Consider the following 23874-nt stretch of genomic DNA (forward strand, 5'->3'; position numbering starts at 1 on the left):
GACTAAAATCTAAATATAGGACACTGAAAGGATTGTGACAGAATGGGAATTAATCCAAACATGGCAGAAATAGCGGCACTTCTTGGTGAAACGTCAAGGGCAACCATACTTGCTAGTATGATGGACGGTCGTTTTCATACGGCTAGTGAACTAGCATATATGGCTGCCATCAAACCACAAACTGCTAGCTTTCATCTTGCTAAATTAGTAGAAGGAAAGCTGATAAAAGTTGAAAAGCAGGGACGTCATCGTTATTTTCAATTGGCTGGTGAGGACATTGCTCAATTTTTAGAGTCATTCCTAGCCATCTCTCCACCACCTGAAGTACGTTCATTAAAGCAATCGAGCCAAATCAAGTTATTACAGGATGCTAGAACTTGCTATGATCATCTTGCTGGTAAATTGGGTGTCCAATTAACGGAATCGATGCTGAAGGCAGGCTATCTTACATTGGAGGGTAAACAATTTGTCCTGACAGATGAGGGCATATTATTTTTTACGACATTCGGAATCGATTTAACTGCTTTAAAGAGAAAACGACGATCCTTTTCTCATGCCTGTTTAGATTGGAGTGAACGGCGTTATCATTTAGCTGGTGCACTAGGCTGTGAGCTATTAAATCAATTTTTCAACCTTGGTTGGCTTTTACGAGTTCCCTCTATTCGCGCCATTAAAGTGACGGAGAAAGGGAAAATAGGCTTTAAAGAGGTCTTTCATTTAGATTTGTAAAATAGGAAAGGGCACGGGGTTATCTCCTAGCCTTTTCTCCACTAAAAGTTCGGTTTACTAAATAAATGCCCATGATGATGAATAAGCCGCCAACCATTAGTGATGGTTTTAACGGTTCTTCCAATAACACCCAGCCTGTTAATACGCCAAAAAAAGGAGCTAAAAATAAATAGGCACTTGTTTTTCCTGGATCACTATTTTGCAGAAGATAATACCACCCTGCAAATTGTATGATCGAGGAAAAAATACTAAGCCACAACAGAATCAATAACGATTGTGGATTCACAATAAAAAATGGCTGTTCTAACAATGCGCTTCCTAGTAATAAGAGTAAGCCACCAAATAGCATCTGATATGCAGATAAAACCCACGTATCAAATAACACGCCCCATTTTTTCACTAACAGGGTGGCAGTAGCCCAAAAAACAGCTGATAGCAAGCCAAAAAGGATACCTACTTTCCATTCAACTTGTGCCCCCATCGTAATTATCACCCCGATTAAGCCAAACAAAACCCCGATCCATTGATAGAAACGATAGGACACTTTCATGAAAATGGTGGCAAAAATTACAACTAGTAATGGGTTTGTAAATGTTAAAATAGAAGACTCACTTGCCGTGATGGTGCGGAGACTTAAAAAAATACACCCCATCACACCTGCTGTTTGAAAGAGCCCGATCATGCATAACTTGAACCACTCACTCCTTGTACTAGGATGAGGTCTCTTCAAGATAATAACAACGATAGCCATGATTATACCAGCCAATATAAAGCGAAGTGCAGCTAATAATAAAGGCGAGGCATACGGTAAGCCTAATTTAACAATGGCAAATGATGAACCCATTAAAAAGGTCGTTACTACTAATAAAGCAATAAATTGATAATTTTTCATCCATTAGCTCCTTACCTGATAGAATAATTGTTCTACGTACATTATAATCAGGAAGTATTTCAATGCTCATCGAAGTATGGATTACAACTCAATTGAAAGATTTTATAAAATTTCGTAAGGAAGAGGATAGTATTAAAAAATCTTACCTCCAACAGCAAAGAGGTAAGAAACTATGGATTATTTATTTTGCATAAACGATCTGACGTTGTCTGCGATTTCCTCCGATTTTGTATGGTGTAAGTAATGATCCCCATCCAGTGTGATTACTTTGCCGTATACGGAATGTTTGACTTGTTCTTCATGAAGCGGTATCCAGTTCTTTTCAACTCCACCACTTTTCGCTTGGACAAATAAGAGAAGAGGTAGATCTTTAGGGAATGTAAGAGTTTTGGCTGCCGTGAAATTTTTGCTAATATGCTCTAATTCATTTGAAGTGCTTGTATTATAAAAGTTTTTGAGTGTAATCATCCTAATTTGCTCTTTTGTGTCGTCATCATACGGAAGACCTGCATAGGGATCATCTGAAAATTTTATAAGAATTCTTGCAATCCCTGATTTTTTTAGCAGCTGTAACGACTTAATTGGAAACTTCGTGTCCATACCACCCTGTGTAGGGACACTGCTATCAATCCCGACAAATCCAGTTACCTCATTCGGATATTTATTAACATAATCGAGTCCATAGATGCCTGCTATCGAATGTCCCATTAGCATATACCGATCAATCTTTAACTCCTGTAAAGCTTCATGGATTTCACTAACAATATTCTCTGTGCTTCGTTCTTTAGCTGTATCCTCACTTAAGCCATAGCCAAAGGGCTCTATTGAAACGATTTTATAATAGGGAGCTAGTTCATCTATCAATGGCTTAAAGTCGAGCGTTGGTGCTACAGTACCGAAGCCTGGTAGTAATACGATGGTTTCAGCACCCTTACCTTGAATGGTGACATTCATTTTTTCCCCATTCACGGAGACGAGCTGACCATAAGGTTCTATTTTTCCTTGCTCTATTTTGTTGCAAATCATGTTTATTGTAAAAACAATGACAAGTAGCCCCACAATGGATATACCTAGGACTGCCATTGATTTCAGTAAAACACGCATAAATTTTTTCATGTTTGATGCACGAGAGGATCCACCTTTACTCGTGCCTCCCTCCTTTACTACGATTATTCCAGCTACTTTTGAGCTGTTAGTGCAACTATAAAGGAGAGAGATGTCTGCCGAATGACGACAATATGAACACAAGATGAACAACAAAAAAATGTTACGACATCTCTATAGGAGTCGTAACATGCTCTCTTTCATTTAAGGTAATAGGTAATGTGACAATGATTGTCGTTCCATGCCCAAGCTCACTCTCGACTTCAATTTCTCCTCGATGTAGTAAAACGATTTGCTTTACGATAGCAAGCCCCATTCCACTGCCTTCATACTTGTGACTATGGGAACGATCGGCCTTGAAAAACCGTTCGAATATACGTTGTTGATCCTCTAAAGAAATCCCAATGCCTCTATCCGTTATTCGGACTATCACATGATTTGCACTTTGCTTCATGCTGATCTCAATCGTCTCATTAGGACTTGAAAATTTAATACTATTCGTAAGAATATTTGTCCATACCTGATGTAATTGATCGTAATCAGCCATGAGGCGAACAGCCTTCAACTGGAGCTCAAAATCAATATTGCGAGAGGACCATTGAGGCTGGAGGGAGACAATGACACGTCTAATTTGTTCATCTAGACTGAACGTATCGAGATGTATTGGCTGTGTCTTTGATTCTAGTAAGCTCAGCTTTAAAAGGCTATCACTCATCTTAGACATTCGATTGGCTTCCGAAATGATGATATCAAGATAACGGTTTTTCTCGTCATCCGTTACATCAACTTGTTTCAGTGCTAATGCGTAACCAGAAATGGAGGTAAGTGGAGACTGCACCTCATGGGACACATTCGATACAAAATCTCTCCTCATTTGCTCTAGCTGCTGTAACTCCTCCGCCATATCTTCAAAGCTTTTAGCCAACGTACCTAACTCCCCTGATTGCTTAATATTTAATTCGACATTGAAATCACCACCAGCAATATGTTTAGTGGCTTGTGTTAGTTTTTTGATGGGCTTGACTAAAAACATCGCTGCAACTAAAAACACAACGCTTCCTATTACTAAGGCATAAGTAGCAAAATTCAGAATCAACTTGATGGAAAAGGAGGTTGAAGGTAAAGCAATCGTTTGGATAAACATCGCTCTTGTTCCCATTTCAGTTGTTAGAGGTATGCCGACAAGTATGGATGAAATACCACTTGGAATTACTTGAATGACCTCTCCATCCAGTACAGCTTGTACTTGTTCCATTGTTACAGGGGCTAACTCATTGCCATGAAGCTTTCCGTAAGCCATAAACTGCCCTGTTTCTTCATAAATGCGAACATGATAGGATTCAAGCTGATGCATATCGCGTATAAAACGATCGGCTTCATGATATGGCAATGTGTCAAAAATTTGTACCATGTCTTGTCCAAAATTTAGTAAGGGAATTTGCAAGTTTTCATTTAATTTATCTTTAAATACCCATGTTGCCATGAAAAAAGAGATAACAGTCCCCCCAATGACAGCAACTAGAAAGATTAAAACGACGCGAGTATATAAAGATTTAATCATTCCTCAACCTCAAGCCTATAGCCCAGACCCCTTATTGTGTCGATATGAAAATCAGTGATGGTGTTGAAGCGCTCACGCAGGCGCTTAATATGTACATCGATGGTTCGATTATCTCCCGCATAATCAATCCCCCAAATTTGATCGATCAGTTGTTCTCTTGTATAGACTTGTCCAGGTGTTTCGGCAAGCTTATATAATAATTCAAATTCCTTGAGCGGTAGTGAAATAACATCTTTTCCTCTCATAATTTTATAGGTCTGACGGTCCAGCGTGATTTGACCAAGTTGAATGGTCTGCGAATGGCCAATCCTGTAGCGCTTCAAAAGTGCCTTTACACGTACAGTTAGCTCTAACGGATCAAATGGCTTTGTTAAATAATCATCCGTTCCAAGCTCAAAGCCCTTCACTTTTTCCCATGTTTCCCCTCTTGCAGTCAGCATCAGTAGAGGAAGATCCGTATTCATTTTGCGGAGCTCCTTACATAGTGTCCAGCCATCCATTGTTGGCATCATAATATCCAGTACAACAAGATCAATAGATGTTGAGCCGTAGATGGCTAATGCTTCTTTACCATCTCCTGCCTCCATTGTAGTGAACCCGTCTTTGCGCAGAAAAAGGCAAACAAGTTCACGAATGTTCGCATCATCATCCGCAACAAGTATCGTCGGCATACATTCGTTCCCCTCTTTTCGAATCTATTATTCACCCACATTATACTATATAATTTCTTTACTTCTCCCCTACCACACCTTACGATAATTGCTGTGGCCTAAAAAACCACTTCCTAAAAATAGAAAGGAAGTGGTTCTAATCAAGCAATTAACTTTGCAAACCATGCAACGTAATGAGCACCTGGAATCAATAATAACTGTGCCACAATGGTTCCTAAAAATCTGGAGAACATCATCATAACAGACATTCTTTTCAGGTCTAGATAGCTTCCTCTCTTATTGATCACATCATCTGCTAGAATGGATATTTTCGGGTCAATGAATAGGATTAATAGTATTGTTGCAATGCCATTAATTAATCCAGATGCCATAACAGCAGTAGTCTTTAATTCTGGTACTAATAATGTGGCATACAATGCAGATAAAACGCCAATCGTATAGATAGCTGTAATAACAATATTGATAACAAATAATTTAATCGGGATATCCTGTAGACGAATGCCTTTTAAATAACTAAAATTCGGTGTATGAATATGCTTCATCCCCCGTCTTACATAGTCAAATGTAAAGCCCTTTTTCAATAAAGCCGGGATTGAGCCTCTTTCCTCAGCCAAATGAACGATAGCTCTTGAAAAAATGGCTACAAAGGTGGGGATAAGTAAGATTCCTACGATTGTTCCAAGCGAAGCCGCTCCAATAATTAGTCGAAATTGATGTTCTACAAATGCCATGGCATTCTCCGTAGGTGCTGTATCAACAAGGCTCCCTGTGAATGGTTGTTGCATCATATTTGCTAACCTCGACACCATGACCATTACATTAAAAAGAGATAAAGCCGAAGCTAGTAATTTGACACGTGCTCCTGATAAACGAACTGCATATGCAAGCGTTTCAATCGCATGAATGATTAAAATAAATAAAGCAATCATGATTAATTTTTCTGTTATTAAATCCACATATGTACCTACTCTTTGCTTTCTAACGATTTAATATTGTAACGCTTATTCAATAAAATAGTTCCAATTGAAAAAATGTGCTGTCCACGCCATAAAAGGTAATTATAAAAGGCGAGAGGTTGATTTCCGTTCCGCCAGCGTACTTTCTAAGGGGTCGTCCGATTAGCCGCTTCACTCACTTGCGTTCGCTCCAGGGTCTCATCTGTGACGCTAAATCCCCAAGGAGTAACGCTGGCTCCTCTCCAATCAACCATTCTACAAAAGTGTCTTTTCCTCTTTCATACTGGCAGTAGTGATGAGTGACTACCCTCGCCATAAAGAGTAGTGAACACCTTTGTTTTATTTGAAAATTTTTTCTAAAAAAAGAAACATTTTAACGGGTTGGAGTGGAAGGCTACTTGAATCTTCTTGAATAGCGATACAGGTAACCTCTAAACGGAGCTGTGTTCGCCCAGAGGAAAGCATGTAACCTGCACGGAAATTTTTCAACACTATGAAAAAACTTACCCTACGAAAGGGTAAGTTTTTTGTTACTTCTACAGTTGCTTTACCATTAATTTTAATAAATCATCCTGTGACATCTCTTCCGTCAGCAGCGTTTCACCATCCACCCCAAGATAATCATCGGATTCCACCAAGCACGTAAAGAATCTTCTCCGAAGTCATTTTTTTTGGAGCTAGAATGATGACGAATAACGGTTTCCTCAAAAGATAAATCAAAATAATAAGTATTGGCCTTCTGATCATAGAAGTGGATTAAATCTTTTAACATAGCTCCATAACGACTGGCATATAATATTCCTTCTACAATGACAACTTCACAACGACCTTTACCATACTCTGCGATTTGACGAATTAATTCAATAGAAAGATTGCCTTCTCGATCATGCACCTTTAACATATCACGTCGGACAACATCTTGCGCAATCAAAAGTGTACCATGTCCCAGATGATGCTGAAGTTTCTTTGCAACTGTCGTTTTCCCACTACCTGAATTTCCTCGGATAATAATTAGCTTAGATGCCAATTTCCCCTTCTCCTTTTTAAGCTGCTCTCCTAGACCAAATGACAACAGGAATCAATACTAACGACAATAGCCCTCCTGCTAAGGACAACACTGCATAGCTTGAATTCGCCACTACCATACCTGATAGTGCACCACCTGATGCCCCTGCCAATGCCACAAAAACATCCATCTTCCCCTGTGTTTTTGCACGGGTAGAAGGCTCCGTCGCATCAACAATTTGAGCAGTTCCACTAATTAAGCCAAAGTTCCAACCTAATCCCAGTAAAGAAAGTGCCACAATGAGTAACACCATGGAATCGCTTGGTGCAAATGCAGCCACTACGCCAGCGAGTAGTAACGTAATACCTGAAGCTATACTCATTGCTGTACGTCCGATTTTATCAACAAGAATACCTGTGACAAGTGATGGCAGATACATAGCACCTACATGAAACCCTATCACAATACCAACCTCGGCTAATCCATGTCCATGATGTTTCATATGGACAGGTGTCATTGTCATGATGGCCACCATGACAATTTGTGTCAGGACCATAACTGTTGCTCCTACCGCTAGGCCTCTTTTATTGCTAGATATAGGCATGGATGGTGTTTGATTTTCTTTGTTCATTTTTTGCTTATGTGCCTCTATGGCTTTCGCTATTTCTAGCGGGTCAGGACGCAGCATCGTAAACAATACAAGCCCCGCCATAATAAAGGCCAAAGCTGATAATAGAAATGGACCCGCTAAAGCTGGAATACCGATAGACAGTGCTACTTTTCCCATCCATTCTACTAAATTTGGACCTAAAACAGCACCAAACGTGGTCATAAGCATGGTTGTACTAATCGCCGTAGCACGTTGCTTATTATTGGCTAAATCTGTCCCAGCGTAGCGTGCCTGTAAATTAGTTGCCGTACCAGCTCCATAGATTAATAGAGAGGCAAACAATAACAAAATACTATTCATTAAAGTAGCTAGGACTACACCTATTGCACCAAGTCCACCCACTATAAAACCTGATGATAAGCCTATGCGGCGACCATAACGCTGTGATAGTTTTCCTACAATGAAAGCCGCACCCGCAGAGCCTAACGTAAATAATGCAGAGGGTACACCCGCATAGGCATCCGTTCCAAGCATTTGTTGTGCCAGTAGAGCGCCTACCGTAATACCCGCCGCAAGTCCAGCTCCCCCAAAAATTTGGGATAAACTAACAACTATCAGTACACGCCTATATAGGTTTTTTAGTTTTTCTGGTGACTCAATATAGGACGCAATTGACTCTTGAGATTTTTCAACCATTTTTCAACCTTCTTTCTCTATGTATATCAAATAAGATTACTTGAATTAATGAAGAAGGAACCGTCTCCATCTAGACAGTTCCTTTCCTATGCTACCACCTTTTTATACCTCTATCGTATGCTCCAATTGGTGTCATGCATAAAGGACATGATATTAATGTGCATGCATAACGACATTCTTTTTCTTAGCGTAAAATAAGAAAGTAGTGGTTAAACTTAAGCTTATGATTCCGAAAACAAGTCCCATACCACTTAAACCAATTAAATCTAGCATCATACCTGTCGATAAAAGCACGATTTGAAAGACGACGGAATCAATCATGTTGCGGAATGAGAAAAAGCGTCCATGAAACTGTTTGGGTACTTGTTTTTGGAAAATTACCATTGTCGTTGGGAAAAAACAGCCAACTGAAAAGCCAAAAACGCCAAATGCCACTAAAGCGAAAAATGGAATATCTGCCAGTAATAATAGGAGCTCCATTGAGCCGATAATAAAGGCCAATGAAAAAAGCAGTGTACCCATTTGTACACGGTCAGCAATCATTTTCAAACCAGCTGCACCAAGCATAAATCCGATACCTTCCACCGTATACAATAATCCTGAAATTGTGGTAGATTGATGAATTTCAGATATTTTCATAATCACTAAATTAAAAGAGCCTAAAAATAATGTAGGAATTAACATTAAGACAAGCGTCATCAAGACGACTGGATGCTCTTTCACCATCGGTAACACTTCTTTAAAATTCCCTTTTTCTTTGTTTGTCATCGTTTCCGTAGATGCTTCATCCAATTGCAATAAACTAGTAATGACAAACATGCCTAAATAGACAATAAATGAAATAATATATAACCATTTTAACTCAAAAAAACTGAGCATAAACCCGGCAGCGGCTGTACCGATGATCCTTGAAATGGTTCTCGCATTCATTTGCCAAGCATTTAATGTAATTAAATCCTGTTCCTTCGCAATCATGGGAATAATAGATTGCAAGGCAGGCATATAAAATGCTGCTGCTATTTGCAGCGTGATTAAAAATAGAATCATCCAAATGACCGAATTAGTATAAAGTGCGATAAACATAAATAAAACACTGATAATGCGTCCGATACTCGCCATCTGGACAACCGTTTTTTTCTTCGATTGGTCAATGATACGTCCTGCCATTGGACCAACAACTAAGCCTGCTAAAATACCACAAGAAATAATTAATGATTTGTGAAAGTCAGAAGGTACTACCTCTTGCATAAAGGCTAAATTGCCAATAATGCCAGCCCATAAGCCGAGACCTACGACAAATTCACCTAATAAAATAATCCATACGTTTCGATTTCTCCACATGCTGTTCTCCTTGTTGCTATCATAAAATTTATCGTAACAAAATTTTAAATATTCGTACATAAAAATATAGAAAAATTTGCTAGATGCTACTATTCTTTCTCTTTCTAGTTTATCTTAACGAGTATACTATTTTTCCTAGAAGGAGTACTCATTCAAAAGTTTGAACTTGTCCTCAAAAGAAAAAACATCGTTTGATGGGCGTATCAAACGACGTTTTTCATTAAGAAGTTTCTAGTTTATGAACAAGTACTTTTTTTCTACGCTCAACGATTTTTTGACAAATGAATGTCACGATAAAAATGAAGCCGACTGTTGTTGCCATCATACCTGCTATAGAGGTATCCCAAAATTTCGCTAAATAATAGCCAATGACGGAAGCAGCAGCTCCAAAGAGCATACTATAGACGAACATTTGCTTAATCGTCTTGCTGATTAAATAGGAGGTAGCAGCTGGCCCAATCAACATGGCAACCACTAAAATGGCCCCTACACTATCAAAAGCTGCCACTGTTGTAAACGAAATCGATGTCATAAAGCCATAATGAAGAAAGACAACGGGAATGCCGATGGTTGCTGCATACACAGGGTCAAACGTCGCAAGCTTCATTTCTTTAAAGAATAGGAGTAGGAACGCAATATTAATGACGAGGACGAGTAAGAGCATCCATACTGCCTTAGGCATTGCCAGCCCAAGCAATGTCCATTTATCCCAAGGAACAAAAGCAATTTCTCCCATTAAAACATGCTCAACATCTAAGTGCACATTGCCTGCAAATAAGGTGATAAGGAGAACACCTGCTGCAAACAGAGATGTAAACACTACGCCTATCGCTGCGTCTTCTTGAATACCAGAAGAATGTAATAATTGCACAAGATAGGCTGTTAAAATCCCTGCAAACGCAGCACCTACCAACATCCAAAAACCATTCAACGTTTGGGTAATAAGGTAAGCCATCACGATGCCAAAGAGCACTGTATGACTGATGGCATCTGCAATCATGGACATTCTACGCAAGATGAGGAAGACACCTGCAATTCCACAAGTTACCCCAACTAACAGTCCCGTGAATACAACCCAAAATTCGATCATCCTACACCACCCTGCTTTCGAAATTGCATTTTCCTACGATATTTACTAATTTGACCAGTTGGACTTATAAAATACGATAGAAAGAATATACCTGCTGCCACTAAGACAATTATAGGACCCGTCGATAACCCTGTTCGAATCGCACTAATAAAGGTTCCTGTTATGCCAGCGATACCTCCAATCGCAGCACTTAAAATGAGCATAGTGCTCAATTTTTTTGTCCATAACTTGGCACTGGCAGCAGGAATAATTAATAAAGCTGACATTAAAATAACGCCAACAGCTTGTATACCTGTAACAATTGTCATGACAATTAAAACCGTTAATGTTGCCTTTAAAGCCTCAATTGGTAAGCCAATCCCTTTTGCATAAACAGGATCAAAGATCAGTAGCTTCCATTCCTTATAAAGCAAGAGACTAACCACAATAATGATGGTTGCACTAATAAAGAGCCACATTAAATCTGCCTTGGTCATCGTCGCTGCTTTACCGAAAATAAAATTATTCAGACCACTCTGATTCCCCAGTGGGCTACGGTTAACCACTGTTAAAAATACAACACCAACACCAAAAAATACGGTGAGGACTAATCCAATGGCAGCGTCAGCCTTCATTTTTGAAAATGACACAATCCATTGAATACAATACACAGATAATGCAGATGTAATGCCCGCTCCTAGCATTAAAATTGGCAATTCCTTTTGACCTGTTAGCAGGAACGCAAGGGCAATACCTGGTAATGCTGCATGCGCAGCAGCATCCCCAACTAGACTTTGTTTCTGTAAGAAGGAGAACGTGCCTGTGATGCCTGCTGCAATGCCAAGTAACATCGTTCCACTCAGTACCCACAATAAGTTACCGCTTAACATTATGTCCCTCCTTACACATGCTGCATCATGAAAAGTTTACCACCATATGTTTTTTGTAATTGCTCTGGTGTAAAAACATCTTCCGTTGCGCCTGATGCTAAAATCGTTTTGTTTAATAGAATCGTATAGTCAAAGTATTCTTTGACGGTTTGAAGATCGTGATGCACAACAAAAATACTTTTTCCCTGTGCCTTTAAATCCTTTAGAATATCAATAATCGTTTTTTCTGTCGCAGCATCTACTCCTGCAAATGGTTCATCTAAAAAATATATATCTGCATTTTGTGCAAGGGCTCTAGCTAGGAATACACGCTGTTGCTGGCCTCCTGAAAGCTGCCCGATGGAACGCTCTGCAAAATCCTGCATCCCAACACTTGCTAAAGCTTGTCGAGCAACAATTTTATCCTGCTTAGACGGTCTTTTAAATAGGCCTGTATGGCCATAACGCCCCATGAGCACCACATCCAACGCATTTGTTGGGAAATCCCAATCCACCGCATTACGCTGAGGCACATAGCCTACGACTAAACTCTTTGGCTCAAACACCTTCCCTAAAATTTCTACCTTTCCCACTTTATTAGGAAGCTGATTTAAAATGGCCTTTAAAAATGTGGATTTCCCTGCACCATTTGGGCCAATAATGGCAGCTAGATGACCTGTAGGCACTGTTACACAGGCATTTTCTAATACTGTTTTTTTATCATACGCAACTGATAGATTTTCCACTGTTAATGCATACATATTCTTCACCTACTTTAATGCATCGACGATCGTGTCGATGTTATGTTGATACATACCTATATACGTACCTTCTGTTGTTCCTTCAGCTCCCATAGCATCTGAGAATAATTCCCCACCGATGACAATGTCGTGGCCTTTCTCCTTAGCCCCTTCAATAACAGCTTTCATTGCCTTATCGGACACACTGGATTCTATAAAAAGAGCCTTAATCTTATTTTCTACTAAGAAATCAACCATCTCCTGGACATCCTTCACACCATACTCTGAATCCGTACTCAGTCCTTGCAAGCCACGTACTTCAAATCCCTGACTTCTGCCAAAGTAATTGAATGCATCATGAGCCGTTACTAATATTCTTTGTTGCTGTGGTATTTCATTCACACGCTTTTCTGCGTAGCTTTGTAAATCATCCAGCTTTTTCAAGTAAGCTGCTTCATTTGTTTGAAAATCTACTTTAAATTCAGGGTATTCTTCCTGAAGCTGCGTACTGATTGCCTTGACAACACCTTTCCAAAGCTCAACATCAAACCAAATATGTGGATCATGGAGCATGGCATCCGTATCACTGGCAAGCAGTTGCTTTTCATCTAATGTCTCGCCCACTGCCAAGACCGTTTTATCCTTCGCCATTTGTTCAAATATATCGAGCATTTGTCCTTCTAAATGTAAGCCATTATAAAAAATGACTTCTGCTTTATCCAATTTCGATAAATCACTTTGAGTCGCCTTGTAGAGATGGGGATCTACGCCTGGACCCATCAATGCTGATACCTGTAAATGATCACCACTGATTTCTTTAATCGCATCTGCAATCTGTCCTGTGGTTGCAACCACAATGCCGTCTTTTTCACCCTCTGTTTCTGCTGAACAGCCAAATAATAGAAATGAGAGTGATAATACCACCACACCTAACCATTGTTTCATTTTCCTACCTCAACTTTCTCTTTATTAAGCAATTGTTTGAAAAAAGTGCCTAAACTACGAAGTAACCAATAGGCGGACAAGCCGTAAATTGTTTGTCATGCCCGCCCTAGTCGTATTTAACGCCAATATCCCAACTTTTTCCATGCAATACCTTAATTTATATTCATTTTCCTGATAAGCTGGCGCCAGCTCATCCAGAAAAGGATTAACATCATACCTGCGCCTACTGAATCGGTCAGTTTCCATACGATTGCTAAAATAATTAAAATGGCCATTGGAAGAATCGTCAGCTTGAAATCACCTAAATCTTTCATTCACGCACTCTTCTTTCTTTGGAGATATTTTGTTTCCCTTAGGAAAAATATATGCTTAATACAAAGAAAATTCAACTACTTTATGAAAATTTCTTTAAAAAAATTTTTTTCTTATACAAAAATTAGTTTAGCCCAAACAAAAAAACCCCTAATTCAGACATTAGAGATTCTTTTATAAAAATACATAGATCTATGTTAATATACTTTTATTCTTCTTTTTCTAGCGGCTTTCCTATAAATTCAAATGCATAAATATGTGTTTTTGTTAATTCAATAATATCCTTGATTAAAGCTTCTTCTGATTTTTCATAGCCGCTTGCAATCCATTGCATCATCAATCCATAAAAGCCGTAGGAAGTATAATGCTTGAACATGTTCATGTTGACAGGCTGCTGATTGATCGTCTCAAATTTAAATTGCTCTTGATAAATTTTTGTGATCGTTAAGGGCATACGGGTGTGCAACCCAGGAATCGTATCTTCCACATTCAGCAGCTCGAAAAACAAACGGTGCTTATAAATGTAATGAATAATATTAAAGGATGGTGCTTTCAATTTTGTCGTGTATACCTTTTCTCCATATAGGTAGGGTTCACCTACTGCCACTTCCAGACCATTCAGCATTTGTTCTAGTAAATTCTCTGCTAGTTCAAATTTATCTTGAAAATGCACATAAAAGGTACTACGGTTATAGCCCGCTCGTTCTACAATATCCTTCACTGTAATGGCTTGAAAACCATGTTGTTTCATTAAATCGACAAACGCTTCATAAAAATGACGGCGGGTTCTTTCTTGTCTTTGTGTCCATTTTGGCAATTTTACTTCCCCCTTTTAGACATTTCAGGCACATATGTCTACTAGTTAGATATTTACTACGACATTAATGATTGTTTCCGTTTTCAGGCGTTTTACAATAAAAGTACACCGTGATTTACACAGTGTGCAAGAAAAAAGTTTGTTTAAGGGAGTGTCATGTATGGGGAAATTACAAGATAAAGTCGCAATTATTACAGGTGGTGCTTCTGGTATCGGTGCTGCAACAGCCCAATTATTTGTAGCAGAGGGAGCAAAAGTGGTGCTTGTGGACCTAAACGAGGAAAAAGGCGAAGCATTTGCAGCTGAACTACAGGCAACAGGAGCAGAAGCCATGTTTATCAAAGCAAATGTAACGGATGAACAGGAAGTAGCAGCTATTTATCAAACAACTATTGAGGCATTTGGCAAAGTCGATGTCCTTTTTAATAATGCAGGGATTGGTCGTGTTACGCCAACTGAGGAGCTTCCTTATGCGAAATGGCGTCAAACTGTAAATGTAGACTTAGATGGTGTATTTTTAATGGCGCAGGCTGCCATCAAAGAAATGCTAAAAGCGAATGGTGGTACAATCGTTAATACAGCTTCGATGTATGGTTGGGTTGGCTCGCCAGGATCAGCTGCTTATAATGCAGCAAAAGGAGGCGTGATTAATTTAACACGTTCATTAGCATTAGAATTTGCTACGCGAGGGATTCGTGTCAATGCCCTATGTCCAGGCTTTATTGATACACCAATTATCCCAGAAGAAAGTAAGGAGCCATTACGTCAGATCACACCTATGCAACGACTAGGACAACCAGAGGAAATGGCAAAAGCTGTTTTATTTATGGCATGTGACGATTCAACGTTTATGACAGGGAACACATTAACAGTAGATGGTGGCTACACAGCCCAATAACGACGTTTAAAATAATCGCTACCCGACAAAGGGCAGCGATTATTTTTTCACTAGAAAAATTTGCAGTTTTTATCCATTTCCTGCAAACTATTACTAAAGCGAGCAAGAAAGGATGAAGACAACAAATGAAAAAATTAATAGGTACATTATTATTTTCTATTCTGATTATAGCTAGTGCAGGCAATGTACAAGCTGCTGGCTTTCGAGACGTATCAAAGGATCATTATGCATATGAAGCTATTTTATGGGCAGAAGAATATGATATTGTTAATGGCTTTACAGACGGTACATTTAAACCAAATGCTACCATTACTGAACAGCAATTAGCAAAACTATTAGCCAATTTTTATGAGCTCGAAACACCTATCGACGAATTAAAAAAGCAAACGCCTTCGGCAAACTGGTCGGATGAATTCTATAACCAACTCGCAAGCTATGGGGTGCCTTTAAATGGCTATTTCGACAACCGAATCCGAGCGGCTACTGTGAAGCGTGGTGTAGTGGCACAGGCTATTGCTCATTTAGCTAGCGGTAAGAAGGGCTTAGATCAATCTATTCAATTTTTACTTGATACCTATATTTCTTCAGGGCTAAATCCACAGTATGAAGAGCGCAATTTACAAAAGTTTTATGGCGTGACAAGCAACATGACCCGTGCGCAAGTTGTCACGATGCTCTATCGTATGGACGAACGAAATTATTATGAAATTTCAGCGGATGCACAAGCCATTCATGAGAATGCCAACAACGTATCTTTAAATAATAGGGCAAAAAATGCTCAAAATCAGCTCGACAAATCATTACAGCAGGCTACTCCTAGTAAAAGCGCATGGGAAGGTGTGTATACTTACTACTATAAATGGGGTAAGGGTACAAATGAGTTTAACCGCCGTGATGCTATAATCTCCAATGCCACAAACAAGAGCTTTTCTATTGCTTTAACGGCGAATGATGGCTCCGCTTCAGGTAGTGTAAATGGCACAGCCACAATTACAAGCAATACGAAAGCCCTTATGAATACATCCTCGAATGGCAATCGTTGTGTTGTCGAGTTTGAACGTTTATCTAATAATGCCCTAAAGGTGTCCGAGATTGATTGTCGTGCTGAACGTAATGAAGGCACCAATTTTTCGGGTACCCTCAAGCAGCAATAATTTGTAACAGAGTCTGAATCATTCAGGCTCTTTTTTCATCCTTAAAAGCTTCATAGCTATGTTTGGCGATGGCAATAAAATCTTCGAGACAGGGATGCATATGCTTATCTTTATGCCATGCAATATCTGTATAAATTGGCGCTAAATCAATTGTGGACGGTACTTCCATTAATTGCCCACTTTCCAGCTCCTTCTCTACAACCATTTTAGGTAAAAATGTAATACCTAACCCTGCCATCACACATTGCTTGATTGCTTCAATACTGGCGAATTCAATCATTTGTAAGGGATTGACACCCTCTTGCTGTAGCTGTGCTTCTAAATGATTACGATAGGAGCACCCTGTTTCTGTTAACAACATCGTTTCAGTTGAAATTTGTTGAGCCGATAGAGGCTGACTAATTTCTTTGGGGGCACTCACAAAAACAAGCTGTTCCTGAATCAATCGCTCTCGCTTGAGCATGGCTGTTTCCTGATAAGTGTCCGTTATCAATGCAATATCAAGTTTACCAGCTTGTAATAAATCCTTTGCAATAGTTGTTGTATGCACAGGCTTGAAAATGATTTTCACTTGCGGGTGTGCTTGTTGAAATTGCTGTAAAATACTTGGTAGTCGATAGACACACTGACTTTCCTGTGCCCCTACCTTCAATAGGACTTGCTCCTGCTCGTTGGATATAGCTTTTTTCATTTCACGGTCTAGCTCAAGCATTTTTTTTGCATAATGCTGTAGACGCTTGCCCTCTTCTGTGAGAATAATGCGCTTGCCAAGCCGCTCAAAAAGATGAACACCTAACTCTTGTTCTAATGTTTTTATCTGAGCTGTAATACTCGATTGAGCGTAGTCAAGAAGCTGAGCTGTCTGTGTAAAGCTTAATGTTTCAGCTGCAGTAAAAAACGTTTGAAGCTGCTTAATATCCATCACTTGAACCCCTTCATCTATTTCTTCGATAGTTTTTGTTGAAACATTCATCCTTTTCGATAATAAAATCCAATATACACTAGTTTGTAGCTGAAAGAAAGAGATGGCTGCATTTACCAATAGCGCAAGTAAATATCTAACATCAAAAGAACCTTTCATCATATAAAGAGAAACGAATTTGGAGACTTCTTTCCTCCAAATTCGTTTCATTGTATTGTGCTATAAAAATAGTCAATATCATCTAAAGGCCAATAAGGTCGACTTATTGTAATTCTTTTCTAAGATGATCAGCTGCAGACAATGCTTTTAGATCTTGAAGGATCTCGCCTGGCTTGTTTCCTTCTCCTAGAATATATCCCTCAAAGGTTATCCCAACAAAATCAAAAATATGTTGAAATTGCTGAATCATTGGTAACCCCTTTATATAAGGCTCATCTCCACCAACTGCAATGACATATGCTTTTTTAGAAGACATTAATGCTTTAAAATCAGGATAATTCGGGTCTCTTAAGGTTTGTGACCATCGATCTATAAAGTTCTTCATCGCTCCTGTCATACTATACCAATAAATAGGCGTAGAAAATATAAGAATATCATGTGGAAGAATACGGTCAATGACGGCGTTATAATCATCGCTGACATCTGTGAACCCTTCCGCAGCATGACGCTTATCGATTATTGGCTGAATAACACAGTCCTTTAGATAAATTTCTTCAATCATTAGGCCTTGAGTGGCTAATTTTGTTAAAGTCTCTACATTCCCATTCGGCCGATTGCCACCGTAAATAACTGCTATTGACATTTAGAATTTCCCCGTTTCCTTGAAGTTTTTACTATTGTTCCCGTATACCTATATCTTATTATGAATTTACAATTCGATAAAGATGATTATTTCGATAAAATCAATCGAAAAAAATGATTTTAAAGGGGTTGCTCTTTTGCAAAATGGATAAAGATAGAAACATTTTTTTGCTGTATTGAGCTTCTATACCCTATTCTGTATTAAATATCTTGAGAAAAATCAAAATGTCTCTTTAGTTTTTAAGAAACGAGGATAGTGTAAAAGAGAAAAATGAATACTGCGAATGATAGTGATTGAGATATGCTAAAGTTAACAAAGTATTGCATTAATCCAAGCATTAATATTCTTGTTTTCTAAAAATTTGTCGCACATAGCAAGTTAGTAGTCACTGTTTGCTAGTTACAAGGCGTGATTGAAAAGATACTATATACACTGTCCCGTTCAAACAAAGCAGGGCAAAAATCACGATATGAACAATAAATATACATGATGAAGGAGCCTCAAATTGATGTTGTTACATACCTCTAATCGTATTAAAATGCCTTTGGGATTTTGGGAAGGATTACGTCAAGTAGGAATTGCCCCGCAAGACGTGGTTCGTAAAGCACGACTACCTATCACTATTATTAAGGAACCAGTCGTCTCTATAACCCAATATTTTTCGATGTGGCAGGCTTATTCCGATATCATTGACGACACTGCTAGAGGAATCATCAAACTAGCGACTAGCTTTGAACCAACTCATTACCCACCTACTGTCCTAGTAGCCTACCATGCACGTGATTATCGTGATGCGTTAAAGAGAATGGTACGGTACAAACAACTGTGTCCGCCTGAAAGCTTGCGTATCACTGAGGAAGGTGAGGATTGTACAATCGAACTAGATTGGGCGTATACTGAGCAACCTGGTCCACCTATGCTGGTTGGTATCACACTTGCATTTCTTCTTGAGCTCGGACGTCGGGGGACAGGTCAACCGATAGCAGCAAAGTTAGTTGAATTTTCACATCCTATGGGCGATGTACAAACGCTTGAAGAGTATTTCGGTTGCAGTATCCAAATGGGTGCAACGTGTAACCGGTTGACGATACACCGTGGGGATCTGGATCGTCCCTTTGCCTCATATAACTTAGAGTTACTGGAAATGTTGACCCCTCTTCTGGATCAATCGTTGAATGAGCACCAACATAGCAGCTCCTTCACTGAGATGGTTAAATGGATAATAAAACGTAGCTTAGCAGGAGGACGCCCTGACATACAGACAGTCGCGAGCGAGTTAGGAATGAGCGACCGTACCTTGCAGCGCAGGCTTACTAGCGAATGCACGAGCTTTAAGTTTTTGTTAACACAGGTTCGACGTGATCAGGCACGCGAGTATCTAGCAGACCCCTCGCTTGATATTAAAGATGTCGCCTTCCTGATTGGATACGAAGATCAGAACTCGTTTTACCGTGCCTTCCACCTTTGGGAAGGTGATACGCCTTCAAATTGGCGTTCTAAACATGTAGGAACAAATTAGATAAATATAAAATTTTGAAACACAATAGCAATAGTCAGACATTCAAAAAAGTTGGAGTTTTATTTTTACATCCACTTTAGAAAATCAGAATAGATAGAGGAGCAATGTAATATGGATATAGGATTGAACAATAAAACAGCTTTAGTGACCGGATCTACAAGAGGTATAGGGAAAGCAATCGCTATCGAACTAGCCAAAGAAGGTGTGAACGTACTAATAAATGGACGAAATGATGAAGAGGTACAACGCACTGTAAATGAAATTAAATTAACTTATCCATCTACTTTTCCACAAAATGCTACAGCCGATATTGCTGATATACAGCAAAGAGAAGCTTTATTTGAAAAATATCCCTGTATTGATATTTTAGTTAACAATATGGGTATCTATGAAATTATGCCATATGAAGATGTTGATGATGATACATGGGAAAAATACTTTCGTATGAATGTTCTTGCGGCAAATGGATTATCTAAATTTTACTTGCCTAAAATGTTGGAAAATAATTTTGGTCGCATTATTTTTATTGCAAGTGAAGAAGCAATTATGCCCTCGGGACAAATGCCTCAATATTGCATGACAAAAACGATGCTATTATCTTTGTCAAAAAGCCTATCTAAATTAACAATAGGAAGAGAGGTTACAATTAATACAATCATGCCAGGACCAACACTCTCCGAGAATGTGTATCAAATAATTGATGGTATGTTTCCTAATAAAGACATGAGTTTTTCTGAGAAAGAGAGAGAATTTATGATGACAAACCTACCTCAATCAGAAATCCAAAGATTTATCAAACCCATCGAAATAGGGAGAATAACTACATTTGTATGTAGTCCATTTGCATCTGCATTTAAAGGTTCACCAATTCGTATGGATGGTGGTATGGTACCGACAATTTTTTAACATTCCCCTCGTCTCCATGACGATAAATCGCATGGCTGCATATTGCTCGATGAAGGAGCAGAAGGAGCATCTGGGAAAATATATTTCCACGACGTAAAAAAGATTTACCTAATTACGGTATACAGAATGATAATAAACGACCTAATCGCTTACCGCAATTAGGTCGTTCTACCGTCTATGCTTCTACTGAGATATGCTGGAAGGTTGTCACATCAAATAATCCTGTATCTGTTAGCTTTAAAGTAGGAATAACTGGTAATGCCACAAAAGAAAACGTTAGTAAAAAATGGAAATCTAATGTTGGATTAAGCGTCTTTAATGCCCTGTGCAAGCCAGCTAGCTGCTCCTTTGCCTGCTGAGCTGGTACATCTGTCATCAAGCCACCAATGGTTAATGGCATCTCCGCTAGAATTTGGCCATCCGCAACGATCACAAAACCCCCTTGGATTTCCTGAATGCGCGTAAGCGCCAGGACCATATCCTCATCATTTGTACCTACAACAAGGGCATTATGTGAATCATGAGCTACTGTTGTGGCTACTGCTCCTTTTTGTAAGCCAAAGCCTTTGACGATTCCTAAACCTGTCGTGTGTAACTGATGATGACGTTCGATGACGGCTAGTTTCAATAAATCTTGTTCTACAGACGGGACGAAAAAACCATCCTTTACAGGTACATCCATTATTACATGATTGGTAATTAGCTGATTTGGCACAATCTCCATTACATTCGCCTTTGTACCTTTTGTGAATGCTAGTTGTAGCCTATCCTTTGTAATGGTTGGTAAATGGACAGATTGGTGGATATGAGCAGGTACAACTGGCTCTTGACGATTTGTCAGCATTTTACCATCTTCAGCCACTTTCTGCCCATTTTTCCATACGGCCTTTGCTTGCATTGTGGACAAATTCTCTACTAACACAAAATCTGCCTTATAGCCTGGTGCAAGTACACCTCGATCCAATAAACGATAGCATTCTGCGGTGTTTACGGTTGCTAACTGGATTGCTTGCAATGGTGGCATTCCTTCAGCTATTGCCATGGCGATATCATAATTGATGCTACCTTCGTCAATTAACTCATCCACATATTTATCATCTGTACAAAATCCAAAGCGACGAGCATTATGTGACTGGACAGCTGGCAATAAATCACGTAAGTTTTTCGCGGCTGAGCCCTCTCGGATTAGTACATACATCCCCTGCTCTACACGGTCAATGGCTTCCTCAGCCGTTACACATTCATGATCTGTGTGAATACCCGCAGCTCGATAGCCTGTAATTTGTTCGCTTTGTAGACCTGCACAATGCCCATCAATGACTAAATTTGCTTCCTGCGATAATAAAATTTTCTGAAGCATGTCCTCTTGTCCATTTAATACCGCTGGGAAATCCATCACCTCTGCTAATCCTCGAACCTGTTCATGTTGTAAAAATGGCGCCAAATCCTTAGCCGTTAGTGTAGCACCTGCATTTTCAAACTGTGTACCCGGTACACTGGATGGCAGCATCACAAAAATATCCATATCTGCCTTTTGTGCATCATCGAGCATAAATTGAATACCTTCTGCTCCTGCGACATTGGCGATCTCATGAGGGTCTGTCATCACTGTTGTAATCCCATGAGGAAGTAAAACGCGACTAAATTCCCCTGGTGTCAACATAGAAGACTCAATATGTATATGACCATCAATTAAACCAGGAATGACATAGCCTCCTGCCGCATCCTCTTCCTGTTTAGCGTGAAACTTATTCGTGCGATCTAGAGCAACAATCACACCATTCTTTACGACGATATCTGCTTTTTGCCATGTTAACGAAAAAACATCCGCAATTTGCGCATTTCTCAGTATAAAATCTGCCTCTAGTTTTCCTTGAGATGATAATACATTTTGTGTTAGCTGCTGTAATTTTATCGACATAACCTATACTCCTTTTTCTTTTAAGAACTATCATGCCAAAAAGATGCTAACCATTGCAACTATTTGTCGTTACATCAGTAAAAAACGACCATTGTCAATGGTCGTTTGAAAATTCTAGCTCTTTAGGTGGTTGCCCTTTTTTATTCATCAAGCGCATACGAATAGGCTCAATCTTTAATGTCACCATTTCATCCTGATTGCCAATAAAGATACTCGTAAAAAATTCAGCTAGTTTATTTTTTATCCCTTCTTCATGTACTTCCGTAAGCTTGCCTTCTATTTCTACATACGTATCACCAAAGCCACCATTTTCGTAGCCATATAAAATATGGGTATATGGGTTTTTGCGTAGCTCTTCCATTTTTTCTGAATGTTTATTCGTCACTGTATACAATACAAAATCTTCATGCTGGAATGTCATGTATCGAGAGTAAGGTTTGCCATTTTCTACAGTTGCCATTGTGCCAATCTTTTCTCGGTTTAACACTTCTAAAATTTCATCACGTACAGAAGTCATAGTATCCCATCCTTTCATATATATATCTATTTTGCCCTCTCCCAAGAAAGCTAAACCGTCTTTTTTTGAAAAATGTGAAATGACAATCTTCGAGCATATTGAAAATCTATTGTTATAATAACTGGATGGACAACAGGAATTTTCGAATGAATGAGGGTTAAAAAATGAAACAAGCTTTTTTTACGCGCTGTTTGTTTTTCATAACAGGCATTATCGTGCTTTCTTTTGGTATCACATTAACAATTAAAGGCCAACTCTTTGGAGTGGGCTCATGGGATGTACTACATATTGGTTTAACAAAAACAGTAGGCCTATCAATCGGTTCATGGTCCATTATTTTGGGACTTGCTATTTTAGCGTTTGATATGCTGATTACAAAAAAATTCCCTTTACCTGGAACGTTTATCGATATGTTTTTGGCTGGCATTTTTATTGATATTTTCAACTATTGGCTACCCGATATTGATGGTTTTTGGATGCAACTTATTTCTTACCTTACAGGGTTAGTGTTGCTAGGCTGGGGCTGTGGGATGTATATGGTGGCGAATTTAGGTATTGGACCTCGGGATACACTCATGCTGATGATGGTCCATAAGCTTGGCTGGAGTGTGACTCGCTCTCGTACAACAATGGAAGTAACAGTTGCAATCATTGGCTTCCTACTTGGCGGTCCTATAGGCATCGGTACGGTATTTATGGCATTTGGACTTGGACCAATTGTACAATTTGCCTTATCCTATAACGAAAAATTATTTATGCGATGGACAGGCGTGAAAAGCGCCGTTGTCTAAACTTTAATGACAATGCAGTTTTTGCATTGTCTTTTTTTACGGTTGAAATATACAGTCCAACTATATATAATCAAACTATATAGTCCAACTGTATATTTGAGGTGAAGATGTGAAAAAACATAAATT

The 23874-nt window shown here is 39.1% G+C and carries 23 protein-coding genes and 1 pseudogene; 6 read left to right on the forward strand and 18 right to left on the reverse strand.

The genetic code is table 11. The features are described from left to right. Positions 1-42 precede the first annotated feature (42 nt). A complete protein-coding gene (locus EW028_RS15075) occupies positions 43-729 on the forward strand; it encodes an ArsR/SmtB family transcription factor (protein ID WP_066037762.1) in 687 nt (228 codons plus the stop codon). A gap of 19 nt (positions 730-748) precedes the next feature. Here the strand turns inward: EW028_RS15075 and EW028_RS15080 are convergent, their stop codons facing one another. The 14 genes and pseudogenes from EW028_RS15080 to EW028_RS15140 form a co-directional block, all read right to left on the reverse strand. Continuing rightward, positions 749-1621, reverse strand: coding sequence for a DMT family transporter (locus EW028_RS15080; RefSeq protein ID WP_131521468.1), 873 nt, complete (start codon positions 1619-1621; stop codon positions 749-751). A 177-nt stretch (positions 1622-1798) separates the two neighbouring features. Continuing rightward, positions 1799-2737, reverse strand: coding sequence for an alpha/beta hydrolase (locus EW028_RS15085; RefSeq protein WP_131521469.1), 939 nt, complete (start codon positions 2735-2737; stop codon positions 1799-1801). A gap of 151 nt (positions 2738-2888) precedes the next feature. Beyond that, positions 2889-4286, reverse strand: a complete 1398-nt coding sequence (locus EW028_RS15090) for a sensor histidine kinase (RefSeq protein WP_131521470.1) — start codon at positions 4284-4286, stop codon at positions 2889-2891. After that, positions 4283-4957 (reverse strand): response regulator transcription factor, encoded by a 675-nt coding sequence (locus tag EW028_RS15095; protein ID WP_131521471.1) that lies wholly within the window; start codon positions 4955-4957, stop codon positions 4283-4285. The genes EW028_RS15090 and EW028_RS15095 overlap by 4 nt, the downstream gene beginning before the upstream one ends. Before the next feature lie 140 nt (positions 4958-5097). Beyond that, complete coding sequence (locus EW028_RS15100; protein ID WP_131521580.1) at positions 5098-5886, reverse strand: lipid II flippase Amj family protein; 789 nt, start codon at positions 5884-5886, stop codon at positions 5098-5100. A gap of 563 nt (positions 5887-6449) precedes the next feature. Then, positions 6450-6940, reverse strand: a pseudogene (locus EW028_RS15105) (kinase). Positions 6941-6956: 16 nt separating this feature from the next. Continuing rightward, positions 6957-8225 carry an MFS transporter gene (locus tag EW028_RS15110; protein ID WP_131521472.1) on the reverse strand — a complete coding sequence of 423 codons (1269 nt, stop codon included), beginning with the start codon at positions 8223-8225 and terminating at the stop codon, positions 6957-6959. Between the two features lie 153 nt (positions 8226-8378). After that, positions 8379-9566, reverse strand: a complete 1188-nt coding sequence (locus tag EW028_RS15115; RefSeq protein ID WP_036077291.1) for an MFS transporter — start codon at positions 9564-9566, stop codon at positions 8379-8381. A 220-nt stretch (positions 9567-9786) separates the two neighbouring features. Then, positions 9787-10656 carry a metal ABC transporter permease gene (locus EW028_RS15120; RefSeq protein WP_048392426.1) on the reverse strand — a complete coding sequence of 290 codons (870 nt, stop codon included), beginning with the start codon at positions 10654-10656 and terminating at the stop codon, positions 9787-9789. Continuing rightward, positions 10653-11525, reverse strand: a complete 873-nt coding sequence (locus EW028_RS15125) for a metal ABC transporter permease (protein WP_131521473.1) — start codon at positions 11523-11525, stop codon at positions 10653-10655. Before EW028_RS15125 ends, EW028_RS15120 begins: the two co-directional genes overlap by 4 nt. Positions 11526-11536: 11 nt before the next feature. Beyond that, entirely contained in the window at positions 11537-12265 is a 729-nt protein-coding gene (locus EW028_RS15130) for a metal ABC transporter ATP-binding protein (protein ID WP_048392425.1), read from the reverse strand. A gap of 9 nt (positions 12266-12274) precedes the next feature. Then, positions 12275-13189 carry a metal ABC transporter solute-binding protein, Zn/Mn family gene (locus EW028_RS15135; RefSeq protein WP_131521474.1) on the reverse strand — a complete coding sequence of 305 codons (915 nt, stop codon included), beginning with the start codon at positions 13187-13189 and terminating at the stop codon, positions 12275-12277. 152 nt (positions 13190-13341) lie between these two features. Further along, positions 13342-13503, reverse strand: a complete 162-nt coding sequence (locus EW028_RS25345) for a hypothetical protein (protein ID WP_004230657.1) — start codon at positions 13501-13503, stop codon at positions 13342-13344. A 206-nt stretch (positions 13504-13709) separates the two neighbouring features. Next, positions 13710-14318 (reverse strand): TetR/AcrR family transcriptional regulator, encoded by a 609-nt coding sequence (locus EW028_RS15140; protein ID WP_066037768.1) that lies wholly within the window; start codon positions 14316-14318, stop codon positions 13710-13712. Between the two features lie 160 nt (positions 14319-14478). On the opposite strand from EW028_RS15140, the gene EW028_RS15145 reads away from it, so the two are divergent. Both EW028_RS15145 and EW028_RS15150 read left to right on the forward strand, forming a co-directional pair. After that, a complete protein-coding gene (locus EW028_RS15145) occupies positions 14479-15216 on the forward strand; it encodes an SDR family NAD(P)-dependent oxidoreductase (RefSeq protein ID WP_131521475.1) in 738 nt (245 codons plus the stop codon). 125 nt (positions 15217-15341) lie between these two features. Further along, on the forward strand, positions 15342-16370 hold the full coding sequence (locus tag EW028_RS15150) for an S-layer homology domain-containing protein (protein ID WP_066037769.1): 1029 nt from the start codon (positions 15342-15344) through the stop codon (positions 16368-16370). Positions 16371-16392: 22 nt separating this feature from the next. On the opposite strand, the gene EW028_RS15155 is transcribed toward EW028_RS15150, so the two are convergent. Together EW028_RS15155 and EW028_RS15160 are read right to left on the reverse strand one after the other, a co-directional pair. Beyond that, positions 16393-17292 (reverse strand): LysR family transcriptional regulator, encoded by a 900-nt coding sequence (locus EW028_RS15155; RefSeq protein WP_131521581.1) that lies wholly within the window; start codon positions 17290-17292, stop codon positions 16393-16395. Positions 17293-17554: 262 nt separating this feature from the next. Next, positions 17555-18094: a flavodoxin family protein gene (locus EW028_RS15160; protein WP_131521476.1), complete on the reverse strand. Its 540-nt coding sequence runs from the start codon at positions 18092-18094 to the stop codon at positions 17555-17557. Between the two features lie 508 nt (positions 18095-18602). On the opposite strand from EW028_RS15160, the gene EW028_RS15165 reads away from it, so the two are divergent. Further along, entirely contained in the window at positions 18603-19613 is a 1011-nt protein-coding gene (locus EW028_RS15165; protein ID WP_131521582.1) for an AraC family transcriptional regulator, read from the forward strand. A gap of 111 nt (positions 19614-19724) precedes the next feature. Beyond that, positions 19725-20519: an SDR family NAD(P)-dependent oxidoreductase gene (locus EW028_RS15170; protein WP_131521477.1), complete on the forward strand. Its 795-nt coding sequence runs from the start codon at positions 19725-19727 to the stop codon at positions 20517-20519. 175 nt (positions 20520-20694) lie between these two features. On the opposite strand, the gene ade is transcribed toward EW028_RS15170, so the two are convergent. Together ade and EW028_RS15180 are read right to left on the reverse strand one after the other, a co-directional pair. After that, entirely contained in the window at positions 20695-22440 is a 1746-nt protein-coding gene (gene ade, locus EW028_RS15175) for an adenine deaminase (RefSeq protein ID WP_131521478.1), read from the reverse strand. A gap of 94 nt (positions 22441-22534) precedes the next feature. Next, the gene (locus EW028_RS15180) at positions 22535-22957 is read right to left on the reverse strand and encodes a pyridoxamine 5'-phosphate oxidase family protein (RefSeq protein WP_048392416.1); all 423 of its coding nucleotides are present in this window, start codon (positions 22955-22957) and stop codon (positions 22535-22537) included. A 164-nt stretch (positions 22958-23121) separates the two neighbouring features. On the opposite strand from EW028_RS15180, the gene EW028_RS15185 reads away from it, so the two are divergent. Further along, entirely contained in the window at positions 23122-23748 is a 627-nt protein-coding gene (locus EW028_RS15185) for a YczE/YyaS/YitT family protein (RefSeq protein ID WP_004230690.1), read from the forward strand. Positions 23749-23874: the final 126 nt, after the last annotated feature.

Source organism: Lysinibacillus sp. OL1 (assembly GCF_004332175.1).
Lineage (GTDB): Bacteria > Bacillota > Bacilli > Bacillales_A > Planococcaceae > Lysinibacillus > Lysinibacillus capsici.

Bases quoted from the DNA above. Each gene is read 5' to 3' on its own strand.
- EW028_RS25345 (WP_004230657.1), bottom strand. From the start codon at position 13,503: ATGAAAGATTTAGGTGATTTCAAGCTGACGATTCTTCCAATGGCCATT.
- EW028_RS15100 (WP_131521580.1), bottom strand. From the start codon at position 5,886: ATGATTGCTTTATTTATTTTAATCATTCATGCGATTGAAACGCTTGCA.
- EW028_RS15135 (WP_131521474.1), bottom strand. From the start codon at position 13,189: ATGAAACAATGGTTAGGTGTGGTGGTATTATCACTCTCATTTCTATTA.
- EW028_RS15185 (WP_004230690.1), top strand. From the start codon at position 23,122: ATGAAACAAGCTTTTTTTACGCGCTGTTTGTTTTTCATAACAGGCATT.
- EW028_RS15160 (WP_131521476.1), bottom strand. From the start codon at position 18,094: ATGTCAATAGCAGTTATTTACGGTGGCAATCGGCCGAATGGGAATGTA.
- EW028_RS15130 (WP_048392425.1), bottom strand. From the start codon at position 12,265: ATGTATGCATTAACAGTGGAAAATCTATCAGTTGCGTATGATAAAAAA.
- EW028_RS15090 (WP_131521470.1), bottom strand. From the start codon at position 4,286: ATGATTAAATCTTTATATACTCGCGTCGTTTTAATCTTTCTAGTTGCT.
- EW028_RS15120 (WP_048392426.1), bottom strand. From the start codon at position 10,656: ATGATCGAATTTTGGGTTGTATTCACGGGACTGTTAGTTGGGGTAACT.
- EW028_RS15085 (WP_131521469.1), bottom strand. From the start codon at position 2,737: ATGAAAAAATTTATGCGTGTTTTACTGAAATCAATGGCAGTCCTAGGT.
- EW028_RS15150 (WP_066037769.1), top strand. From the start codon at position 15,342: ATGAAAAAATTAATAGGTACATTATTATTTTCTATTCTGATTATAGCT.
- EW028_RS15170 (WP_131521477.1), top strand. From the start codon at position 19,725: ATGGATATAGGATTGAACAATAAAACAGCTTTAGTGACCGGATCTACA.
- EW028_RS15110 (WP_131521472.1), bottom strand. From the start codon at position 8,225: ATGGTTGAAAAATCTCAAGAGTCAATTGCGTCCTATATTGAGTCACCA.
- EW028_RS15075 (WP_066037762.1), top strand. From the start codon at position 43: ATGGGAATTAATCCAAACATGGCAGAAATAGCGGCACTTCTTGGTGAA.
- EW028_RS15080 (WP_131521468.1), bottom strand. From the start codon at position 1,621: ATGAAAAATTATCAATTTATTGCTTTATTAGTAGTAACGACCTTTTTA.
- EW028_RS15180 (WP_048392416.1), bottom strand. From the start codon at position 22,957: ATGACTTCTGTACGTGATGAAATTTTAGAAGTGTTAAACCGAGAAAAG.
- EW028_RS15095 (WP_131521471.1), bottom strand. From the start codon at position 4,957: ATGCCGACGATACTTGTTGCGGATGATGATGCGAACATTCGTGAACTT.
- EW028_RS15165 (WP_131521582.1), top strand. From the start codon at position 18,603: ATGTTGTTACATACCTCTAATCGTATTAAAATGCCTTTGGGATTTTGG.
- EW028_RS15155 (WP_131521581.1), bottom strand. From the start codon at position 17,292: ATGGATATTAAGCAGCTTCAAACGTTTTTTACTGCAGCTGAAACATTA.
- EW028_RS15115 (WP_036077291.1), bottom strand. From the start codon at position 9,566: ATGTGGAGAAATCGAAACGTATGGATTATTTTATTAGGTGAATTTGTC.
- EW028_RS15145 (WP_131521475.1), top strand. From the start codon at position 14,479: ATGGGGAAATTACAAGATAAAGTCGCAATTATTACAGGTGGTGCTTCT.
- EW028_RS15125 (WP_131521473.1), bottom strand. From the start codon at position 11,525: ATGTTAAGCGGTAACTTATTGTGGGTACTGAGTGGAACGATGTTACTT.
- ade (WP_131521478.1), bottom strand. From the start codon at position 22,440: ATGTCGATAAAATTACAGCAGCTAACACAAAATGTATTATCATCTCAA.